Consider the following 20,664-nt stretch of genomic DNA (forward strand, 5'->3'; position numbering starts at 1 on the left):
TTCTGGTATCGCCGCCGGATTCCCGTACAGGGTTTTCGTTCGACTTCGATGATGAGCCAAATATGGCGCTTATCTAGTGATATTTGGGTGATTTTCCCGTTTGTGACCGGATGATGACAGTGCAGGGCACAATGACCCGTTGTCTATTAGCACCGGGTTTCCGTGTAAAAAATATACATGACAGCGATGTCATCTTTTGCTGATGGCTTTTTGCACGATTTGGGCGCTAGGAAGCGGTATCCAAGGGAACAAAATTTTTTTCGGGTTATTTGCGACCGCTAGTTCAAAAGTGAAGACGCCGCCCGGTGACAGCGCTGTAAGCGGGATGGCTGTCGAGAATTTGCTCGCTCAAAGCAAAATTTAGGCGCTTTATTTGATGGATAGCCCGGCGTACTAGGCCAGCCATCCCACAGGTTTTCGACCCCGGGAGGCTTGAAGCTGTCTATATTGTTGGTCGATCGACCTAAAACAGGGGAATTGTTGCGTGCGCGAGTGGGCGACGAGCAACGCGCTAGATAGCGGTATTGCTCGCGGGGCGCTCGGGATTGACCATCTCCCGTAGAGCGGTCAGATAGGCCTGGTCTTCTTCAAGATCCGGAAAGCCGTGGCGCCGGTCCAGAGATACCGCGCGCTCCAGCCACTGAATGGCCTCTTCCAGATTGCCCTGCCACTCGCACACCTGGCCAATATTGAACGAGGTGATGGCGAGGTTTTGCCAGTCTTCTTCCCGACGCAGCTCCTCGATGGCTCCGGCGTACAACTGGTAGGCATTGCGCAGCATCACTGCGCGTTTGTTGGGGTTGCTCTGCAACGCAGACTGCTGATGGTAAGTGTGCGCCAGCGCCGAGCGGATCCGCGCCGCCGAGTGCTCAAAGGGCAGCCCGGGTGAGGATTCAACGTACCTCAGCACCGCATCAAACTGGCTGCGGGCCAGCGGGTAAAGGTCCGGCCGCTGGCCGCCCAGGGCGTTGAGAATGATGCCGTAGCGGTAGCGCAATTGATTCTGGCGGTGTGGCTCGTTGGCCAGCTTGGCAATGGCCTGTTCATACAGTGGCAGGGCTGCGTCGTAATTGCCCTCCAGCGCGTACTCCTCGGCTTCCACGATCAGTGCACTGGCACTGGTACCGGCACTGGTACCGGCACTGGTGCCGTTGCCCTGGGCCATCGCTGTACTGGCCAGCGGCAGGGAGGCGGTGAGCCCCAGAAGGGCAGACAACAGAAAATAGCGGGGTGTGCGCGCGCTCAGCATGGCCAGTCCATCTTCAGGGCCGCCGGTGCACAGAGGTGCACCGGCGGACAAGTTAGTGATTACTGACAGTAAACCCTGAATCTTCGATTTGCGCCAGTAGTGCCTGTAGCGGATGGCGCAATTCGGTATCCGCGAAGCGCTTGCTCTGGCATCGGCAGGAATAGCCGGTTGCCAGAATGGCGCTTGTGTCGCCATTCAATTTCGGCGCCCAGGATTGCTGGAAAATGGTACGCGATGTCTCCCGGTTGGCCATCTCGTGGCCGTAGGTACCGGCCATGCCACAGCAGCCGGCAGCCTGCGCGCTGAGCTCCATCCCCAGAGCGCTGAACACCTGCTGCCACTGTCGGGTGGAGCCGGCGGCGTTAGACTGCTCGGTGCAGTGGGGTAGCAGGGTAAAGCTGCTGGCCTGCAGGCGTGTTTTATTGGTGGCCAGGTGTTCGGTGTGTTGGGACAGCCACTCCTGCAACAGCTGCACTTTGGGCGCTTTGTCGCCCAGCAGCTTCTGATATTCCGCGCGGTAGGTCATGGTCATGGAGGGGTCTACCCCCACCAGCGGCACGCCGCTTTCCGCCAGGCTGTTGAGCATGGCGCTGTTGCTGGCGGCGGTCTGTGCGAATTGGCGCAGGAAGCCGTGCACGTGCAGCGGCTTGCCGTTGGCGCGAAACGGCGCCACCAGGGGATTGAAGTCCAGTAGTTTGAGCAGCCGCAGGGTGTCTGCCACCACGTCTGCGTCGAAATAACTGGTAAAGGCGTCCTGCACAATCACCACCGATTTGGCCCGCTGGGCGGGGCCCATGGCGCGCAAGTTGGCGGTGCTGGCGTAGGGAACACCCAGCTCGCGCATCACCTTGTCAAGGCGGGTGGCAGAGATTTTGGGCGAGTCCGCGAGTCCCAGCCCGCGCTCCATGACCCAGCGCACCGGCTTCAGGCTCAGGGGAAGGTTGTACAACTTAGGCACCCGCGCCAGGTGCGGCATCATGAACTCGAGCCCGCCGACAAAATAGTCCTTCATGGGGCGCAAGTAGCGGCTGTAATACAACTCGAGAAATTTGGCGCGGAAGGTGGGCACGTCCACTTTGATCGGGCACTGGCCGGCGCAGGACTTGCACGCCAGGCAGGCCTGCATGGAGTCATTCACCTCGTGGCTGAAGTCGTATTCACCGCGGGCGCGGGCGAGGCTGTTTTTGATACGCGCGGGCAGGCCGATGATAAATGACTGCTCGCGGCTTTTGCGCGCCACCGCTTCCGGGTCGACGGAGCGATCCGCCAGCAGGCGCAGCCACTCGCGGATCAGCGAGGCCCGGCCCTTGGGGGAGTGGATGCGATTGCGGGTGCCTTTATAGGAGGGGCACATGGCATCGTCCGGATTCCAGTTGAAACAGGCGCCGTTACCGTTGCAGTAGACACCCTCGGAGTATCCCTCCCATACCTGTACCGGGATCTGGCGATCGTGCTCGCCACGCGTAGGCACCTCGTCGATTTTGAGCAGGCCTGAGGCGTTGCTGGGGGTGGCGATCTTGCCCGGATTTAGCTGGTTGCGGGGGTCAAACGCCGCCTTGATTCTCTGCAGTTCGGGGTAGAGCTCGCCGAAGAATTCCGGTGCGAATTCCGAGCGCACGCCCTTGCCGTGTTCACCCCACAGCAGGCCGTTGTACTTCTTAGCCAGGGCCACCACCTTTTCCGTGATGACGCGCACCTGTTTCGCCTGCTCCGGGTCTTTCATATCAATGGCCGGGCGCACGTGCAGCACGCCCGCGTCTACGTGGCCGAACATACCGTAGGCAAAGCCAGCTTCGTCCAGTGCCCCGCGGAATTCGGCAATAAAATCCGCCAGATTTTCTGGCGGTACCGCACAGTCTTCCACAAACGGAATCGGGCGCTGTTCGCCCGCTACATTGCCCAGCAGGCCGACGGCGCGCTTGCGCATGCCCCAGATCTTGTTCACCTGGGCATGGCCGCGGGCGATGGTGTAGGCAAAGCTCTTGCCCGGCTGGCCGATCAGACTGTCCACGTGGGCGGTGAATTTATCGAGCGCGGCTTGCAGTGCCTCTTCAGATTCTGCGGTGTATTCCACCAGGTTGATGCCCTGGACAGGCCGGTCGTCTTGCGGAAAGAACTCACTGACGCTGTCCCAAACGATGTCGCCCATGGCCAGCTGCAGCACCTTGCTGTCCACTGTCTCGATGGAGGTGGGGCCGGCTTTCATCAGGTCGGTGGCGTCTTTGAGGGCGTCCTGAAAGTGGTCGTAATTGAGATTCACCAGTGCTGCGCACTTGGGGATCTTCAGCACATTGAGTTTGGCCTCAGCAATAAAGCCCAGGGTGCCCTCGGAGCCACACAGGATATTGTTGAGATTGAAACGGCCGTCTTTGCCCTTCTCTTCATCTCTGATGTGGGCCAGGTCGTAACCGGTGAGGCAGCGATTCAGCTTGGGGAACTTGGCGTGGATCAGGTCGCGCTTTTGCCGCTGTACGTCATCTACCAGCTGGTGGATTCTGCCAGCACGGGTGTCATTGTCGGTGATATCTGCCAGTTCGCCGTCGTCGACTGCCTGGGAGTGCCACAGTTCGCCTCCCATCAGCACGGTTTTCAATTCCAGAACGTGGTCGCGGGTCTTCCCGTACAGGCAGGAGCCCTGGCCGGAGGCGTCGGTATTGATCATGCCGCCGATGGTGGCGCGGTTGCTGGTGGAGAGCTCCGGGGCAAAGAAGAGTCCATGGGGTTTCAGCGCCGCGTTCAGCTGGTCCTTTACCACCCCTGTTTGTACCCGCACCCAGCTTTCCTCGGCATTGATCTCCAATATGCGGTTCATATGCCGGGAAATGTCCACCACGATGCCATCGGTCAGGGACTGGCCGTTGGTGCCGGTGCCGCCGCCGCGGGGGGAGAGCACCACTTTGTGGAATTCTTCCCGGTCCGCCAGCTCCATCAATAATTGCAGATCGTGGATATCCCGCGGGTACACCACCGCCTGAGGCAGTACCTGGTAGATGGAGTTATCCGTAGAGAGCACTGTGCGGCTGGCATAGCTGGGGCTGGCATCACCGTGAAAGCCCCCCTGCTTTAACGCTTGCAGAAACTGCAGGTAGAGCGCCTGTACTTCGTTGATTTCGCGCAGTGCTGGAATCATTCCGGGCCCCGGGTCTCGTTGAATGTGGGTACCTGTCTGGGTACCTGTCTGAGTCGATACAGAAGGACTGGCATTTTAGCGGCGGTGGCGGGCTGCGCAACAATTACCGGGGAAACCAATGGGTAACGCCGGGTTATTGCGGACCACCGGGCTACGTTCCTTTGTCATCCAACATGCGCTCAGCACCGTAAATTGCATTTGAGAGTACACTTTACAGATCGGTGGAATCCCGGAGCGGGCGCGAGAATGAGCAGGCAACGATTACAACAGAAGATCCCCGTGGGTATCAGCCAGTGTGCCATGGGGGACCCGGTGCGCTTCAACGGTGGGCACAAACACAGCAAAGTTTGCACCGAGCTGTTGGCCCAGTGCTTTGACTACGTGCCCCTGTGCCCGGAGGTCGCCATCGGTATGGGGGTGCCGCGCAAGCCCATCCATCTGCTGGTAGGGCGGGCTGGTGCGCCGGTAGATGCGGTGCAGGTTGTGGGGGTAGATGACCTGACAGTGGATGTGACACAGCCCCTGCGCGACTACGCGGATTCCGTGGTCCCGGAGCTGGAACAGGTGCGTGGCTACATTTTTATGCAAAACTCCCCCAGTTGTGGACTGTATGGCGTGCGTCGTTATCTCGACAATGGCCACGGCATCGACAGCGAAGGCGTGGGCGTATTCGCCCGACGCCTTCAGCAGCAGTTTCCACATCTGCCGATGGAAGAGGTGGGGCGGCTGAATAACAGTGAACTGCGCGAGAACTTCCTGACACGTGTGTTCACCTACGATGCCTGGTTTCGTTGTGTGGAGGGGCAGGGCGGGCAACCGCCAGAATCCTTGCGCGGTGAAGACGAACCGTCGAGCCGCGATAACCTGCCGACTCTGACGGCACGCATCATCGAGTTTTACACTGCGTACAAATACCTGCTTCTGGCTCATCATCAGGAAAAGACCCGCGCGCTGGGACGACTGATTGCGGACGCCAAATCCATGTCGGACGACGAGCTGGCGTTTGCCGTGCGCGGGCGCATTATGGATATCCTCTCCCGCCCCGCCTCCCGCAAAGACAGAACCAACGCACTGATGCACAGCGCGGGGCACCTGAGTGAATTTCTCGACAAACGCGAGAAAGCGGAGCTCAAGGAACTGATTGAAGAATATCGCCTGGGACACAAGCCGCTGTCGGCGGTCCTGACTCTACTGCGTCATTTCCTGCCTCGCAGCCCGCACCGTTTTATTCACAGCCAGGTGCTGCTGGCCGCCGAGCCCGCAGAATTAGGGCTGTGTGATTTTCACTGAATCACTGACTGAATCTCAACATGCCTGAACAAGCCTATCAACGGGGGCTGATGTGGCTGCGCAACGACCTGCGTATCGCCGATAACACCGCTCTGTATCGCGCCGGCAAGGCTTGTAACGCCGTGGCCGCGATTTATATTGCCTGCCCGCAAACCTGGGCCAGCCACGGGGATGGTGACCGTGTCGTGGCTATGCGCCTGCGCAGCCTTCGCCAGCTGCAGGTGGCGCTGGCGAAAAAACATATCCCGCTGTTTTTTCTCGAGTTGGCGGAATTTACTGACGTGCCTGCGGCGCTGGCGCAGATTGTAGAAAAGTTGCAGGTGGGTGCGCTGTTCGCCAATGCCGAGTACCCGGTGAATGAATTGCACCGGGATCAAGCGGTGCGGCGGCGGCTGAAACAGCTGGGGGTGCCGGTGGAGTACGCTACCGATCGCACATTGATTCCCCCCGGCAGTCTCACCACCGGCAGTGGCGGAGGCTTCAAGGTGTTTACTCCGTTCAAGCGTGCGTTTATTGCCCGCCACGACAACAGCGGTGATGCCTTTGCGCCCCTGCCATCACTGCGCACCCGCCACCCAGATTGCGCCGAGGTGTGGCCCGAGTGGATCGCAGTGGCTGGCAGTAACAACCTGGTACGGACGATTCCGGAAACGGTGGGCGACTATGGCGTAGCCCCCGGTGGCCACAATCGGGTACTGGATTGGCCCGTCGGTGAAGCCGCGGGCACGCGGGCTCTGAAGGCGTTTGCCGAGCTGGTCGACGACTATGATCGTTGGCGGGATTTCCCCGCGCAGAAAAACACGTCGCGACTGTCCCCGTATTTGAATTGTGGTGCAGTTTCCGTACGTCAGTGCGTTGCCATGGCAGTCGCCGAAAATGGTGGCCGCTGGGCTGGCCCTAGCGAAGGTGCGACGACCTGGCTGAGCGAGCTGCTGTGGCGGGAGTTCTACCAGCATCTGGTGGTCAATTTTCCGCGGGTATGCCGTAACAAGCCATTCAAGCCCGAAACCGAAAATGTGCCCTGGTCCAACCGGGAGGAAGATTTCGAGCGCTGGTGTGAAGGGAAGACGGGGGTGCCTATCGTCGATGCCGCCATGCGCCAGCTCAATCAGACCGGCTGGATGCACAATCGTCTGCGCATGGTAGTGGCGTCGTTTCTTACCAAAAACCTGCTCACCGATTGGCGCAAGGGCGAGCGCTATTTTATGCAGCAACTGGTGGATGCAGACTTTGCCGCCAATAACGGCGGCTGGCAGTGGGCGGCTTCGACCGGCACCGACGCGGCCCCGTATTTTCGTGTCTTCAACCCCTACAGTCAGTCCCGGCGGTTTGATCCTGAGGGTGCGTTTATCCGCCGCTATCTACCGGAGCTGGCCTCCCTTCCCAGCAAGGAGATTCACTGCCCTGCTGTTCAACCTGCATCGGGTCAAAGTCCGTCCGGGGACCTTTTTTCTCCCGTTGACTATCCGGCACCCATCTGTGATGTGACCGACTCCCGCAAACGGGCAATCGAGGTGTTTGCCAGCTTGAAGTCTTAGGAAACCTCTGATTTATTCTTCTTTGATTTATTCAATTTGCCGGGAATATCCGGCATGACGCACTCGCGGTACAGAGTTCTTCTGATAAATGAGTCGCCAATGAGTTACAAAAAGCTGGCCAATTTCACCCTGTTTGTTGCCGGATGGTGGACGGCCCTCTTGTATGGCAATGCACTGGCACTGATTGCATTGTTCATTGTGGTAATGCTGCATTTTGTGATGTGGCGCGATATGCGGGATATTTTCGTCATCCTCGGTTTTATATTTTGTGGTTTTGCAGTCGAGTGGGCCTTTATGGCCAATGGCGTGCAGGATTACCGCTCCAACCTTCCCCCCGCCTGGTCAATCTGTATCTGGGCCATGCTCGGCACCACCATGCGCTACTCCCTGTCCTGGTTGATCAACCGGCCTCTGTGGTCGGCACTGGTGGCGTTGCTGGTAGCGCCCGCGTTTTATTTTAACAGTGTGCAGTTTGGCCCCGCTGGGTGGGGGCGCCCCATGTGGCAGTGCCTGCTGGCCATAGCGCTGGTATGGAGTCTGCTGGCCGCGTTTTTAAGCGGTGTACTGATGCCGCTGATCGAGCAGATGGAGCCGGCGGAAGGCAGCACGTCCTGAGCGCGAAATACCCGCAAACTGGTGAATTGCGCGCGCCCAGCTGACCTATACTTGCCACGAAATTCTGCCGTGGCAAGGAGGCCGCAGTGCGCGCAACCACAGATATCCAGCAAAATAACCGCCCCGCAAAGTTCGGTTCCATGAGTGTTCTGGCCCTCACCATCGCAGCGGTGCTGGGTACCCCGCTCGCCTATGGTGAAGAGCCTGTTTTTCGCTCTCTGATTGTTTTTGGCGATAGCCTTTCCGACAACGGCAATGCCGGCGTATTCACCAGTACTGATCCTCAGGGGATTTACCCGCGCCAGCCGGCAGTATCTTTCCTCGCCGATCAATTGACCCTCGACAAACAGAACTCCTGTTATGGCCTGGGGCCGGATTTTGGTGGCCTGATTCCCTGTGCTCCGGCGGCAGGCGATCTGAACCAGCAGCTGCAGCAGATAACCAACTCCGTACTGACCAATGGCCCCAACTGGGCCGTGGGTGGCAACCGCACCGCGGATGTGTTGCTGGATCTGGTTGGCCCTCAGCGTTTTCGCCAGTTGTTTCCGAATACCACCGTGGCGGACCACAACACTCTCACGACCATCCTGCCGGATTCCAGCCGCTGCGGTGCGGATGGCGTATGCGACCCCGCAGCCGGTGAAAGCCCATACCTCACAACCAACGAAGTCCTGGCGGCCAGCGCCGCCTTCAACGATCCGGCGGCCCTGCAGGCCCTGGTGGACGACCCGAACAACAACATCACCCTCACCGGCGTTCCGTTTGCCACGGGGCAGGGATACCTGCCGCAGAATACGGTTTCCCGCTCCGATCTGTATTTCCTGAATGGTGGTGGCAACAATATTCTCGACGGCGTGCGCGGCGGTACTCTGAGCCCCATGTCTATGGAGCGCGCCGCCACCTTCCTGTCTACCGCCGGCAGTGAGCTCCGTGCGGCCGGTGCCAAATACATCGTGATGACCAACGCCCCGAGAATCGGGCGCACGCCGGCGGTGTATGTACAGGGCCAGGCGGCGGTCAATTACGCCAACTACGGCACTGACATGTTCAATGACACCTTGCGTCGACAGGTGAATGACATCGGCAATATTCTGCTGCTGGATATGGAGGGGATGCTCGAGCTACTGGTGCAGGACCCGGCCGCCTTTGGCCTCGCCGATATCAACCAGAGCGCCACCTGTTATATCAATTGCGCCAATCCCCACCCCATATACGGTGCCAATGGCACCGATCCTAATGCGGATATGCTGGTGTTTTACGACAGTATTCACCCGACTCTGGTGGGGCAACGGATGCTGGCGGATTATTACTACGAAACGCTCACCGCGGCGGTGAGCTTTGGTGTCCTGCCAGATCTTGGTTACCAAAATACTCGCCAGCATCAGATCAATATCGATCATCACCTGATTTCCCAGCGCTATCGCGATCCCTTCACCACGGTTTTCTTCGGTGCCAGCGTGGGGTACACAGAATTGGGTGCGGGCCCTGCCATCAACGAGGAGCTACCCGCCTGGGATGGTTTTCTGGGGATGAGCTTTGCAGGCTTCGACCATTTGGAGTGGGGCCTGGGTATGTCTTACGGCGGTAGTGAATACGACCCGCACAATGTCTTCCTGAGGTCGCGCAATTTCAATGTCAGCGCCTTCGCACGCTGGGACGACGGCTTCTGGTTCGTGGATGGCGGCATTGGTTTTTCTGATATCCAGTACGACGACGTGGAGCGCACGATGCATATTGGCGACACCTTTCGTCGCCGTCTCGATGCCGATACCGATGGCGAGGGTTACAACGTCTTCCTGCGCGCCGGCTACGATGCCAGCCGCAACCTCGACAGCCAGATGGGGCCCTTCGTCGCGGTGGAGTGGACCGAAATCGACGTGAACGGTTTTACCGAGCGTTCGAATACGCCCTATACCTATACCGACAAATTCGGCCGCACCCAGGATCCGCTGGCCCTGTGGGTGCACGGCCAGGATCGCGAATACCTGCGCTATCGCGGGGGCTTCTTTTACAACAGCCCGGATTCCGCCGAGCACCAATGGTTTGGGGAACTCTGGCTGGAAAATACCAGCGGAGACGATTTCGCCGATCTGGGTATTGGAGTCAAATCCATCTTCAACAACTGGGCGCGCCTGCCTTCCTATCGCAGTGAGAAAACGGGCTATTTCCAGAGTGGTGTGGGTGCCATGGTGGGGGTGAGTATCAACGAAAAGTTGCGGGTGGCGGCGGACGTGCTGGTGCGGCCGGATGACACCGTGGGCGGCCTGAGCCTGAACTATCGGTTCTGATACCCACTTTCAGGGCCGCATTATCTGCGGCAAACACGGTGAATAAATCGGCCTGCTGCGAAAACCCCGGTGTTTAAGCGGCATCGATTACCCCGGTGGTTGTTATCGTTGTTCCAGATGTGAACTTGTTGATAACAACCCTGAGAATGGACACCAACGATGTATAGCCCCCGATTCAGCAAACAGAGCGAAGGTCTTCATAGTGCAGACGCCGATGTCTGGGCGGTCAGTGACCGCGCTCACACCCTTGCCGATAAAGGGGAAGACGTCATCTTTCTGTGTGTCGGGGATCCGAACTTCGATACTCCCGAACCCATTCTCGATTTCGCCCGGGCGCGTCTGGGGGTGGGCCGTACCCACTATTCCCCGGCTGCCGGGGAGGCCATGCTGCGCCGCGCCATTGCCGATATCGAGAGCAAGGTGAGTCCGCACCCCTGCGACCCCGACGACGTAGTGGTGTTTCCCGGTGGCACCAATGCCATTTATGCCGTGCTGTCCTGCCTGTTGAACCCGGGCGAGCAGATTGTGATTCCCGAGCCCATGTATATCGGTTACGTGCCCATTACCGATGCGCTGCAGCTGGACGTCAAAAAAGTCGCCTGCCCCCCGCAGCAGGGATTTGCCTTTGATACGGAAACCATCAAGCAGGCGATTACCGAGAATACCCGCGCGGTGATGATCAACACCCCGGTGAATCCCACCGGCGCCATGGCCACTCCTGAACAGTTGCGGGATCTGGCCGCATACTGCCGCGCGCGCAATGTGTGGCTGATTTCTGATGAAATGTATTCCATGATCACCTTTGCGCGCCGCCATACCTCCCTGCGCGCAGCGGCTGAGAACCTGGACAATGTGATTGTGATTGACGGTTTGTCCAAGTCCCACGCGATGAGCGGCTGGCGCCTGGGGTGGGCAGTGGCCCAGGGGGAAATGGTGGAGCGCCTGATTGAATTTGCCGGTGCCACTATTTTCGGTGTGCCGCAATTTATCCAGGAAGCCGCTGCATTTGCACTGGAATTTGATACCTATTTTGTGAAGCAGATGCGCGAAGCCTACGAAAAGCGCCGGGACCTGATTGTGGCGCGCGTGGGCCGCATCCCCGGGCTCAGCTGTAACTCGCCGGAAGCCGGTATGTTCGTCATGGTGGATGTGTCGGAAGTGGCGGAAAGTGGTGAGGCTTTTGCCGAGGCCCTGCTAAACGCAGAGCTGGTGTCCGTACTGCCAGGAAAGCCTTTTGGCGCAAGCGCGATGAACCATGTACGCCTGACACTGGCGGCGGACGAAAGTGAGCTTTCGCGAGCGCTGGACCGGATCGAGCGCTTTGTCGCCGGCGGTTGCCTGAAAGCAGGCTAGCCGGTCCAGCCGGCACCAAGTGTCTGCAACCGTGAATTGCGCTATCCTAGAAAAAATTGACCCGACTGCCGGGCTTAGTCGGTTATTCGGCGGAGTAAAAAGGCGGAGCAAAAAGAAGAGTACCGTGAAAGTAGACCGTCACAACCTAAAAATTCTCGAAGTCCTGCAGACCAATGCACGGATCAGCAATCTCAACCTGGCCGACCAGATTGGCCTTTCCGAGAGCGCCTGCCTTGCGCGGGTGAAAAAGCTTACCAGTGAAAAGTTTATCCGGGAATTTCAGGCAGAGGTGAACCTGGAAAAGGTCCGCCACGCAGAGTTCTATGTAAATGTCGCGCTGAAACGCCAGGATTCAAAAACCAGCGAGAGCTTCCGCCGTGCCATCAACAAGATCGAACAGATTGTTTCCTGCGTAAAAATGTCCGGTGAATTCGATTATATGCTGCGCTTCGTATGCCCGGACGCGGCGGACTTCAATCGGGTCTCCGAGCAGTTGCTGGCGGATGAAGATGCGGCGATTACCCGGATGACTTCGCACCTGGTGATTGAAAAAACCAAGCCGTTTACCGGCTATCCACTGGAATTATTATTCCAGGATTAGTCAGACCACCAACGCAATCGTACGGTCGATCAACCACCAGGCGGAAAGCCCACCCACCAGGTAGGCCACCGGTAATGCCGAGGCTGCGGTGGCTGTGGTGCCGGTACGGATTTCCCACAGCTGCACCGGTTTTACCCGGCGCAGCAGATACATCAGCGCAGCGATGCCGGCAATAAACGCCAGCTGCCCGGCCTCCACGCCCACATTGAATAACCCCAGCGACAGTGGAATGGCATGCTCCGGTACGCCAATGTCCGACAGGGCACCGGCAAAGCCGAGCCCGTGCAGCAGGCCAAACCCAAAGGCCACTATCCAGGGCTTGCGGATTGCCAGGGTTTTGCGCCCTTCCAGTTTGTGCAGAATTTCGGTGGCAATAAACACAATACTGAGGGCAATCACTGCTTCTACTGGCGCCTGGGGCACAGATACCACGCCGAGAACCGCCAGCGCCAGGGTGATGCTATGGGCGAGGGTAAAGGCGGTGATGGTAACCACCAGCTGGCGTCCGCCGCTGACCAGTACCACCAGCGCCAGTACAAACAGCAGGTGGTCGATTCCGAGCAGAATGTGTTCGATGCCCAGAACAAAGTAGGTACCGGCAACCTCCACGATTCCGTCTTTGTCCTCCACAATCAAACGGGTCCGGTCTGGCAGCAGGCGGATGACCTGTTCCCGTCCGTCCAGCCAGCTGATGCGCACCAGAGCGTCGGTCATGGTGTTGGCGAGGCCGTCGATGGCGATGGTGCTGCCAATCAATGCTTGCGGGTGGGAGATTTCCCAGCGTTCCACGTAGTAGCCGCCGACCATCTGGGCGGTAGGCAGGCTGCGCTCGTGGGTTTGGTCATCGAATTCCACATAGAGTGAGAGACGCATATCCCCGCGCGCGGGGACTCGCCAGGTGACCTCAAACTGTTCCGGCGCCGACTGTATGACACTGAGAGATGCTGGGCGCAGTTCATGGGCGAATGTCAGGGAGGAAAACAGCAGGGTGACCAGAAGAAGAAAGCTTCTCATTGCTCGGCTTCCTCCGTCGCAGCAACCGGCTCAGCAACGCGAATCCGGTAGTTTTCCTTAAGCGTCTGATACTGGGTTTCCAGGATGTTTTTCTGCTCGTCCAGTTGCCAGTCGCGCAGCACGTCCGCTTTGATTTCCGTGAATTCAGCCTGGTGGCGTGGCTCGGCGGCGGAGATTCTTACCAGATGTTCGCCGTAGGCGGAGGTCAGAGGTCCACTCCATTGATTGGGCTCCAGCTCCAGAAACTGCAGTGAAAAGTCGCTGCCAAATAGTCGGTCAACACGCTCACTGCTCACATTCTCGAAGCGGTATTGCAGCAGATTACTATCGCTGAGTGTCTTGGGGTCCGTGCCGGCAGTGAGTTTGGTGAGAATGATGCGCGCGTCTTCGGCCACTTCCGTGCGTTTTTCGCTGTCGAGAAAGACCTGCTCGAAGGAGTAGCGGGCGGGAAGGGTGTATTTCTCGATATTGGCGGTGTAGTAGTTTTCCAGCACCTGATCCGTGGGCTCGATGGCATCCACCAGGTCTTTCGCCAGAAACTCCATTTTCATCCGCATGCGGCGGCGGATGACCGTGTCGTGTTCATCCAGCCCCATTTTCATGGCTTCGCGATACAGCACCTCCTCGCGGACATAGTCGTCGATCAGTCCCTGTAGCTCCACAGGTTCCGGCGGGCGTTGCCAGCCTCGTTCGAAGATGTTGGACAGGTGCTGGATACGGTTCTGGGTAATGACGATCTCTTCATCACCGCCGGTGGCGCCACTCTGGAACAACCCGTTGACCGCGAATAACATGGCGCCAATGGCGGCGAATTGAATACTGGGATCCCTGATCCAATGCAGACTCATTCACGAACTCCGGTTTATGCTTTTATGGCGATCTGCTCTGATGGCGACGGCTCGTTAAGAAAGAATTCTTACGTCAAGTGAGGATAGTTCAAGAATCAAAACTTACCGCTGCAGAGGGCTCCGTGAAGTGAACGGTGGCGGGTGATTCATTTGATTCTGGAGATGCAGGCCCCGATCGTAATCTCCCGGAGTTGGAGGCGGCGAGCGCGCTCTATATAGTTGGGAGCTGTTGACGGGTTGGGGCGTTTCCGGTGCTCGCGCCATACACCTCGTCAAGAATTACGTTTCTGAAACTGGCTTGGCTGCCTTGCGGATAGCCATAGATGGGATAGGCGTCACTATGAAACTAATGAACCATACTGCGCTCTGCGCCTTGTTGACTGTATGTGCGGCGGGTTTTTCGACCTTGGCGGTGTCGGACTCGGTTGAGGAAAAATACCAGCGGGCGTGCCATGTTTGCCATGCAACCGGTGTCGCCAATGCGCCAAAAGTTCACGATCCCGAAGCGTGGAAACCGCATCTGGATAAAGGAATGGATACGCTGGTGAAATCGGTGAAAAATGGTTTGAATGCCATGCCCCCTGGTGGCATGTGCAATGATTGCACCGATGAGGATTACAAGGCGCTCATTAAATTCATGTCCACGCCGAAAGAATGAACGGGTCTGCTCCCCGGACTCGTGATTCCGCGCCCGGTATTTCCGGGCGCCAGCTATTTGCATATCCCTTTCGTATTTTTTTCCTGTCTGCCGCGTTTTTGGCGCTGTTCGCCATACCCCTGTGGCTCATGCTGCTATTTGGTGCCGTGAGCCTGCCCACGGCCATTCCTCCTTTGTTCTGGCATCAGCATGAAATGCTGTTCGGGTTCCTGAGTGCGGCGATAGCGGGCTTTATTCTCACCGCGGTCTGTGTGTGGACCGGCACGGAGCGTACCCACGGTGTGCGCTTGCTGCTTTTGTGGATGGTGTGGTTGGCAGGGCGATTGCTGCTGCTCTTCGGCGCGGGGCTGCCGCCGTGGTTGGTGATCGGGGTAAACCTGGCATTTCTGCCCCTGGTCGCACTGGATCTGCTGTGGCGCATTGTGCGGGGCAAGCAGTGGCGGCACCTGATGCTGCTGTTGGTGATGACACTCCTGTGGCTGATGCAGTTGGCGTTTCTTACGAACCTGGATATGCGTTATGCCTATGGCGCCCTGATTATGGCCATGGCGCTGATATCGATTGTCGGTGGGCGGATTACACCGGCTTTTACTGCGAATTGGCTGAGAGCGCGGGGCGCGGATACCGGCGTGGTGAACAACAGTCAAAATCTGGCACTGGTGACCTTGGTCACAATGCTCCTGTTGCTGGCTGCGGTGATCCTCGGTGCAGCCCCCGCAGCAGGCGTATTGGCCTCGATCGCGGCGGTACTGATGTTGTGGCGGCTGTGGCAGTGGCAGGGGTGGCGTGCCCGCGGGGAGCCACTGCTGTGGATTCTGCACGTCTCGATCCTCTGGGTGCCGGTGGCGTTGCTGCTGTTGGTCGGGCACCTTTTTCTCGGTTGGCCGGTAAGTGCGTGGACCCATGCGGCGGGTACCGGTGCCATAGGTAGCCTGATCCTGGGTGTGATGGCGCGAGTCTGCCTGGGCCATACCGGCCGCGCACTGGTGTTGCCAAAGGGTATGGTGTTCGCGTTCTGGGCGGTGAACCTGTCTGTGTTACTGCGTATTGCTACCGGATTCGGCTGGATACCCATGCACCCTGGGTTGGGAAGCAGCGCAATGCTGTGGATGTTGGCCTACGGCATTTTTTTGTGGCGCTACAGCGGCATATTGGCGAGCCCGCGGCCCGACGGAAAAGTAGGGTGAGGTGTGGGGGGGGCTGGGTTGTTGCGTTCAGTGAGCGGAGATATTAAAGCTTGCAGGAACCTGTCTACGAACAATATGGTGACTGGGCTAAATGCCCGTAGAGCAGGTCCTGCAAGATTGAGTGTGGCTCAGGGGGCGGGTTTTGGCTTGCGGAAACTGAAAAAAATCTGACGGATTTTTAAACCTGTATTGTCACTTCGTCATTTGCTTTCTGCAGATCTCTTTCTATGGTGAATTCCCTGTTCAGGCGGGCAATTGCTCGCGCCTGAACTCCGTGGGAGTCTGGTCGTGACGGCGCTTGAAGGCCGCGTTAAATGGGCTCAGGGAGCGGTAGCCGATATCCAGTGCAATGGTCAGCACCGGCAGATGCGCCTCCTGCGGATCCGCGAGGCGGCGGCTGGCTTCGTCGATACGGAACTGGTTCAGGTATTCATTGAAGTTGCGGAACCCCAGATGCTTGTTGATCAGCGCACGCAGCGTGTGTTCGCGGGTATCCAGCTGCTCCGCCAGCTCGCGGATGGTGAGGCCGGTATGGCGATAGCCGCCGTTTTGCATATGTTGTTGCAGTTTTTCCAGCAGCTGGTGCTGGCTGGCGTCCAGCTCTGTTTTTTCGGCGGGCGCTACCAGTTGGTGAGCAGAGGTGTGTGCCGACGCCTGCGGCTGTTCGGTAATGGTGGGAAGAGATTCTTCCAGGGCTCTTGGGGAGAGAGCCAGCAACCACAGGCAGGCGGCAAAGGCGAGGGCGCTTGCCATTACCGCATGCAGCGTGGGAATACCTGTGGGAACCGGGAAGTAGGAAAACAGGAACTCTGCACAGATCACCACCACCATATAGCTGCCGATGGTTATCAACAGCCCGATGCGCAGGTGTCGGCGCTCGTCCACCAGATCCGATTGCAACTGTTGTAGCAGGGTCACCAGCCCAGCACTGATTAACCCTAGCTTGAAGGGCTGTACCAGCAGGTAGAAGTGCGGGTGCAGGTGCAGCTGGCTGGCCAGGTCGATGGCAATTTCCAGCGCGATCACTCCCCATCCCCAGCGAGGAAAGGGCTCTTTGTCGTTGCACAGTTGGTGGGTGAAGACCCAGAAGGCGCCCGGAATAAGGATGGTGGGGATATCGATCAGCAGGTCCGCGAACGAATCCTGATCATTCAGTAGTGGCCGCAGCAAGTACAGAAACAGGCCGAAAAGGAGTATCAGCAGTGGCAGGCTGCCGGTTCTGTTGCGGTGCCCGATACCGATGCGTGCTGCAGCGAGGAATAATAGCCCACAGGCTGCGCCGGTAAAAAAACTGTAATCCATCGGGTACCTCTGTTTTTATTCTTGAGCGGGTATCACGCCGGGTCAGCGCCAGCGGTCCACCCAGGCATCCAGTACCTTGCGACTGTAAGTATGCCGGCCGTAGCTGCCGTTGTAGTAGGCGAGGGCGTTGGGCATATTGCCTTTGGCTTTCTTGATGTAGTGCTTGAGGATGGTGCAGCCGTAGCGGAGGTTGGTGTCCATATCGATCAGATTGTCTTCCGGCCGGCCAATCTCATTTTTCCAGAACGGCATTACCTGCATCATGCCCTGGGCGCCCACGCGGGAAACGGCGTAGGGATTGAACGCACTTTCGATCTGGATCACCGCCAGCACGATTTCTGGCTGCAGCTCGGCGCGGGTGGCTTCTCGGTGGATGGCCTTGAGTACCCGCATACGCTCTTCGGGCTCTTTGATATAACGGGCCAGAGGTTGGGATTTGGACATCAGCCAAACCTCCGCGTCGAAGCGGTCGACGAAAGAGTCGGCATCGGTCACGGCGCCTTTCAGGGCCAGCAATAGCTGCGGATCCACCTGTTTGACCTGGGCGGTCACTGTTGTGCTGAGCAGACACAGCAGGAGTGTGGTCAGGGTTTTTCTTATCATGGGAGGGATTTTACGGGAAGGGCGGGGATTGTGGTATCTCGGTGGGTGAGCGAGCCTCCTTACTCGGTTGGAGCAGGGAGGCCGTATATTCGCCAGTAGCGCAGAACGTTAGCCGGCGATTCTCTCCAGCAGGATATCGACGATCTGATCCGCGGAGAATTCCTGGTTTTCAGAGTCGCGGCGGCCCTTGTATTCGATATTGCCTTTCTCCAGGCCGCGGTCGCCAATGACGATGCGGTGGGGGATACCCATCAGTTCCGTGTCCGCCAGCATGCCACCGAGGCGTGCCTTGGGCTCGTCCATCAGCAACACATCGATTCCTTTGGCGCTCAGCACTTCGTAGAGGTGCTCGCATTTCTGCTGTACCGCCTCGCTCTTGTGCATATTGATCGGCACAATCGCCAGCTGGAAGGGGGTAATGGCTTCCGGCCAGATAATGCCGGCATCGTCGTGATTCTGCTCGATGGCAGCGGCGACCACACGGGAAACACCGATGCCATAGCAGCCCATGGTTACCATCTGTTCCTTGCCGTTTTCGTCCAGTACCGTGGCTTTCATCGCTTCGCTGTACTTGGTGCCCAGCTGGAAAATATGGCCGACTTCGATACCGCGCTTGATCTCCAGGCTGCCCTGGCCATCCGGGCTGGCATCGCCGGGGACAACATTGCGCAGGTCCGCGATGCGGGTCAGTGCCACATCGCGCTCCCAGTTCACGCCGGTCAGGTGATAATCGTCTTTATTGGCACCGCACACGAAGTCCGCCAGATGCGCTGCTGCGCGGTCGACCACAACATCGATCTTCATGCCTACAGGGCCTAGAGAGCCAATGCCGCAGCCCAGTTCTTCGGCAATGCGTGCTTCCGGTGCAAATTGCAGCGGGCTGGCAATGCCGGGCAGTTTCTCGGCTTTTAGCTCGTTCAGGTCGTGATCGCCACGGAGTACCAGTGCCACCAGTGGTGCTTCGGCTCCTTCCTCGTCTGTTTCACCCAGCACGATCAGGGTTTTTACCGAGGTGTTTGCCGCAATACCAAACGCTTCTTCCAGTGCAGCGATGGTTTTCTGGCCCGGCGTGTGCAGTTCTTCCATCTCTTTGGTGGGCGCGGGGCGATCGCCCGCGGGCGCCACGGCTTCCGCCAGCTCGACATTTGCCGCATAGCGGCTCTCGGAAGAGAAGGCGATATCGTCTTCGCCACTCTGTGCCAGCACGTGGAATTCGTGGGAGTGGGATCCGCCGATGGAGCCGGTGTCTGCCAGTACCGGGCGGTAGTCCAGGCCGATGCGATCGAAGATGCGGCAGTAAGCATCGTGCATTGCATCGTAGGTTTCCTGCAGCGAGTCCGGCGTCAGGTGGAAGGAGTAGGCATCCTTCATGGTGAACTCGCGGGCGCGCATCACCCCGAAGCGCGGGCGGATCTCGTCGCGGAACTTGGTCTGGATCTGGTAGAAGTTTGCCGGCAGCTGTTTGTAGCTGTTTACTTCGGTGCGGATCAGATCGGTGATCACTTCTTCGTGGGTCGGGCCCAGGCAGAACGGGTTGTCGTGGCGATCCTGAATCCGCAGCAGCTCCGGGCCATACTGCTGCCATCGGCCAGATTCTTCCCACAGTTCTGACGGTTGCACCACCGGCATCAATACTTCCAGCGCACCCGCGTTGTTCATTTCTTCGCGCACGATGTTTTCCACTTTGCGCAATACGCGCAGGCCCGTCGGCAGCCAGGTATAAAGGCCAGAAGACAGGCGGCGGATCATGCCGGCGCGCAGCATCAGCTGGTGGCTGATGACCACAGCGTCATTGGGAGTTTCTTTCTGGGTGGCAATCAGATAGCGGGATGCGCGCATAGTGCTTTCTTTTAATGTCGATGGAATTTAGGTGAAGGTCAGAGGGCGGCCATTTTACGCCGGGAACCCACAAACAGAAAACCCCGCAAAAGCGGGGTTTTCACGGCGGAAAGCGGCGAGAATCAGGACTCGGCCATTTCTTTCAGCTTCTTCAGCGGGCGAACTTTTACCTGGATGCTCGCCGGCTTGGCCTTGAACATGGTTTCTTCGCCAGTGAAGGGGTTGATACCCTTGCGCGCCTTCTTGGCTGGCTTCTTCACAGTAGTGATCTTCAGCAGGCCCGGCAGGGCGAATTCGCCTACTGCGCGCTTCTTCACGTGGCCTTCGATCAGGTCGGTCAGCTCGTCCAGAACAGACTGAACCTGCTTGCGGGACAGTTCGGTGTTCTCGGCGATCTGGTTCAGGATCTGGGTTTTGGTGTACTTCTCTTTGATCGCAGTCACTTTCTTGGCCTTGGGGGCGGCCTTGGCTGCTGCTTTCTTGGCTGGAGCCTTTTTGGCTGCAGTTTTCTTGGCGGGTGCTTTCTTAGCTGCTGCTTTCTTCTTCGCGGCCATTGTTAGCTTCCTTCTATATATGAGAGTTTTTCCGGTGAAAGTGGTCGTACTTCAAGTACTGAGCTGAAGTATATCCAGTTTTTGTCCGCACGCACGGGGTAAAAACAGAAAAAAGTGCTTTTTTACAGGGTTTTTCTCGAAAATTGGCCCTCGAAATGGGCTGAATACTCCGCGTCGGAGTACGCTGTGCCCGCAAATCACAGGCTCCTTCTTCCCTTGGGGGTGCTCATGTATAATCTGCGCCCCTTTATATTCAGTGAGATCCGGGTACAAAGCGATGCCTATCTATGAATACCAATGCCAGGCCTGTGGCCACCAGTTGGAAGCCCTGCAGCGTATGAGCGATGCTCCGCTGACGGACTGCCCTGCCTGTAATAAAGCGGAACTGAGCAAACAGATCAGTGCCGTCGGCTTTCGCCTCAAGGGCGGCGGCTGGTATGAGACCGACTTCAAAACCGGCAGCAAGAAGAACCTTGCCGGTGATGCTGCCAAACCCGCCAGTGGCGGAAGCAGCACAGAATCCAAAGCCAGCTGATGAATCTGAGCCAGGCTGGAACAGGCAATATTCAGAACAGCAAGCAGAATTGAAACACTA

General features: G+C 58.1%; 17 protein-coding genes. 9 read left to right on the plus strand and 8 right to left on the minus strand.

The annotated features are described in order from the left end of the window. Positions 1–511: 511 nt before the first annotated feature. Positions 512–1,300, minus strand: coding sequence for a tetratricopeptide repeat protein (locus tag Q1A74_RS16160; RefSeq protein WP_299598665.1), 789 nt, complete (start codon positions 1,298–1,300; stop codon positions 512–514). 1 nt (position 1,301) lies between these two features. Continuing rightward, complete coding sequence (locus Q1A74_RS16165) at positions 1,302–4,379, minus strand: FAD-binding and (Fe-S)-binding domain-containing protein (protein WP_299598668.1); 3,078 nt, start codon at positions 4,377–4,379, stop codon at positions 1,302–1,304. Between the two features lie 246 nt (positions 4,380–4,625). Here Q1A74_RS16165 and Q1A74_RS16170 point away from each other — a divergent pair, with 246 nt between their 5' ends. From Q1A74_RS16170 to Q1A74_RS16195, 6 genes are all read left to right on the plus strand, one after another. Next, positions 4,626–5,669, plus strand: coding sequence for a DUF523 and DUF1722 domain-containing protein (locus tag Q1A74_RS16170; protein ID WP_299598671.1), 1,044 nt, complete (start codon positions 4,626–4,628; stop codon positions 5,667–5,669). 20 nt (positions 5,670–5,689) lie between these two features. After that, a complete protein-coding gene (gene phrB, locus Q1A74_RS16175; protein WP_299598674.1) occupies positions 5,690–7,207 on the plus strand; it encodes a deoxyribodipyrimidine photo-lyase in 1,518 nt (505 codons plus the stop codon). A 99-nt stretch (positions 7,208–7,306) separates the two neighbouring features. After that, complete coding sequence (locus Q1A74_RS16180) at positions 7,307–7,822, plus strand: DUF2878 domain-containing protein (protein ID WP_299598677.1); 516 nt, start codon at positions 7,307–7,309, stop codon at positions 7,820–7,822. A gap of 86 nt (positions 7,823–7,908) precedes the next feature. Continuing rightward, positions 7,909–10,110: an autotransporter outer membrane beta-barrel domain-containing protein gene (locus Q1A74_RS16185; protein ID WP_299598679.1), complete on the plus strand. Its 2,202-nt coding sequence runs from the start codon at positions 7,909–7,911 to the stop codon at positions 10,108–10,110. Positions 10,111–10,269: 159 nt separating this feature from the next. Further along, complete coding sequence (locus Q1A74_RS16190) at positions 10,270–11,463, plus strand: aminotransferase class I/II-fold pyridoxal phosphate-dependent enzyme (protein WP_299598682.1); 1,194 nt, start codon at positions 10,270–10,272, stop codon at positions 11,461–11,463. A gap of 124 nt (positions 11,464–11,587) precedes the next feature. Next, positions 11,588–12,064, plus strand: coding sequence for an Lrp/AsnC family transcriptional regulator (locus tag Q1A74_RS16195; RefSeq protein WP_299598685.1), 477 nt, complete (start codon positions 11,588–11,590; stop codon positions 12,062–12,064). Here Q1A74_RS16195 and Q1A74_RS16200 read toward each other — a convergent pair whose 3' ends face one another. Together Q1A74_RS16200 and Q1A74_RS16205 are read right to left on the minus strand one after the other, a co-directional pair. Then, a complete protein-coding gene (locus tag Q1A74_RS16200) occupies positions 12,065–13,078 on the minus strand; it encodes a HupE/UreJ family protein (protein WP_299598688.1) in 1,014 nt (337 codons plus the stop codon). Further along, the gene (locus Q1A74_RS16205; RefSeq protein WP_299598692.1) at positions 13,075–13,926 is read right to left on the minus strand and encodes a peptidylprolyl isomerase; all 852 of its coding nucleotides are present in this window, start codon (positions 13,924–13,926) and stop codon (positions 13,075–13,077) included. Before Q1A74_RS16205 ends, Q1A74_RS16200 begins: the two co-directional genes overlap by 4 nt. A 340-nt stretch (positions 13,927–14,266) precedes the next feature. Between Q1A74_RS16205 and Q1A74_RS16210 the strand changes: the two genes are divergently transcribed. Both Q1A74_RS16210 and Q1A74_RS16215 read left to right on the plus strand, forming a co-directional pair. Next, positions 14,267–14,584: a c-type cytochrome gene (locus Q1A74_RS16210; RefSeq protein WP_299598695.1), complete on the plus strand. Its 318-nt coding sequence runs from the start codon at positions 14,267–14,269 to the stop codon at positions 14,582–14,584. Then, positions 14,581–15,771 carry an NnrS family protein gene (locus Q1A74_RS16215; RefSeq protein ID WP_299598698.1) on the plus strand — a complete coding sequence of 397 codons (1,191 nt, stop codon included), beginning with the start codon at positions 14,581–14,583 and terminating at the stop codon, positions 15,769–15,771. Before Q1A74_RS16210 ends, Q1A74_RS16215 begins: the two co-directional genes overlap by 4 nt. Before the next feature lie 243 nt (positions 15,772–16,014). Here the strand turns inward: Q1A74_RS16215 and Q1A74_RS16220 are convergent, their stop codons facing one another. From Q1A74_RS16220 to Q1A74_RS16235, 4 genes are all read right to left on the minus strand, one after another. Further along, positions 16,015–17,073, minus strand: coding sequence for a helix-turn-helix transcriptional regulator (locus Q1A74_RS16220; protein WP_299598701.1), 1,059 nt, complete (start codon positions 17,071–17,073; stop codon positions 16,015–16,017). A gap of 42 nt (positions 17,074–17,115) precedes the next feature. Then, positions 17,116–17,676 (minus strand): lytic transglycosylase domain-containing protein, encoded by a 561-nt coding sequence (locus tag Q1A74_RS16225; RefSeq protein WP_299598704.1) that lies wholly within the window; start codon positions 17,674–17,676, stop codon positions 17,116–17,118. Positions 17,677–17,784: 108 nt separating this feature from the next. Further along, positions 17,785–19,515 (minus strand): proline--tRNA ligase, encoded by a 1,731-nt coding sequence (locus Q1A74_RS16230; RefSeq protein ID WP_299598707.1) that lies wholly within the window; start codon positions 19,513–19,515, stop codon positions 17,785–17,787. 122 nt (positions 19,516–19,637) lie between these two features. Beyond that, a complete protein-coding gene (locus Q1A74_RS16235) occupies positions 19,638–20,069 on the minus strand; it encodes an HU family DNA-binding protein (protein ID WP_299598710.1) in 432 nt (143 codons plus the stop codon). Positions 20,070–20,346: 277 nt separating this feature from the next. Here Q1A74_RS16235 and Q1A74_RS16240 point away from each other — a divergent pair, with 277 nt between their 5' ends. Next, positions 20,347–20,604 carry a zinc ribbon domain-containing protein gene (locus tag Q1A74_RS16240; protein ID WP_299598713.1) on the plus strand — a complete coding sequence of 86 codons (258 nt, stop codon included), beginning with the start codon at positions 20,347–20,349 and terminating at the stop codon, positions 20,602–20,604. Positions 20,605–20,664 lie beyond the last annotated feature (60 nt).

Source organism: uncultured Microbulbifer sp. (genome assembly GCF_947504145.1).
In the GTDB taxonomy this organism is placed as follows: domain Bacteria; phylum Pseudomonadota; class Gammaproteobacteria; order Pseudomonadales; family Cellvibrionaceae; genus Microbulbifer.

Excerpts from the sequence above, each read along its gene's own strand:
- Q1A74_RS16235 (WP_299598710.1), bottom strand. The coding sequence starts at position 20,069 with ATGGCCGCGAAGAAGAAAGCAGCAGCTAAGAAAGCACCCGCCAAGAAA.
- Q1A74_RS16220 (WP_299598701.1), bottom strand. The coding sequence starts at position 17,073 with ATGGATTACAGTTTTTTTACCGGCGCAGCCTGTGGGCTATTATTCCTC.
- Q1A74_RS16215 (WP_299598698.1), top strand. The coding sequence starts at position 14,581 with ATGAACGGGTCTGCTCCCCGGACTCGTGATTCCGCGCCCGGTATTTCC.
- Q1A74_RS16225 (WP_299598704.1), bottom strand. The coding sequence starts at position 17,676 with ATGATAAGAAAAACCCTGACCACACTCCTGCTGTGTCTGCTCAGCACA.
- Q1A74_RS16180 (WP_299598677.1), top strand. The coding sequence starts at position 7,307 with ATGAGTTACAAAAAGCTGGCCAATTTCACCCTGTTTGTTGCCGGATGG.
- Q1A74_RS16170 (WP_299598671.1), top strand. The coding sequence starts at position 4,626 with ATGAGCAGGCAACGATTACAACAGAAGATCCCCGTGGGTATCAGCCAG.
- Q1A74_RS16210 (WP_299598695.1), top strand. The coding sequence starts at position 14,267 with ATGAAACTAATGAACCATACTGCGCTCTGCGCCTTGTTGACTGTATGT.
- Q1A74_RS16230 (WP_299598707.1), bottom strand. The coding sequence starts at position 19,515 with ATGCGCGCATCCCGCTATCTGATTGCCACCCAGAAAGAAACTCCCAAT.
- Q1A74_RS16205 (WP_299598692.1), bottom strand. The coding sequence starts at position 13,926 with ATGAGTCTGCATTGGATCAGGGATCCCAGTATTCAATTCGCCGCCATT.
- phrB (WP_299598674.1), top strand. The coding sequence starts at position 5,690 with ATGCCTGAACAAGCCTATCAACGGGGGCTGATGTGGCTGCGCAACGAC.
- Q1A74_RS16240 (WP_299598713.1), top strand. The coding sequence starts at position 20,347 with ATGCCTATCTATGAATACCAATGCCAGGCCTGTGGCCACCAGTTGGAA.
- Q1A74_RS16165 (WP_299598668.1), bottom strand. The coding sequence starts at position 4,379 with ATGATTCCAGCACTGCGCGAAATCAACGAAGTACAGGCGCTCTACCTG.
- Q1A74_RS16200 (WP_299598688.1), bottom strand. The coding sequence starts at position 13,078 with ATGAGAAGCTTTCTTCTTCTGGTCACCCTGCTGTTTTCCTCCCTGACA.
- Q1A74_RS16190 (WP_299598682.1), top strand. The coding sequence starts at position 10,270 with ATGTATAGCCCCCGATTCAGCAAACAGAGCGAAGGTCTTCATAGTGCA.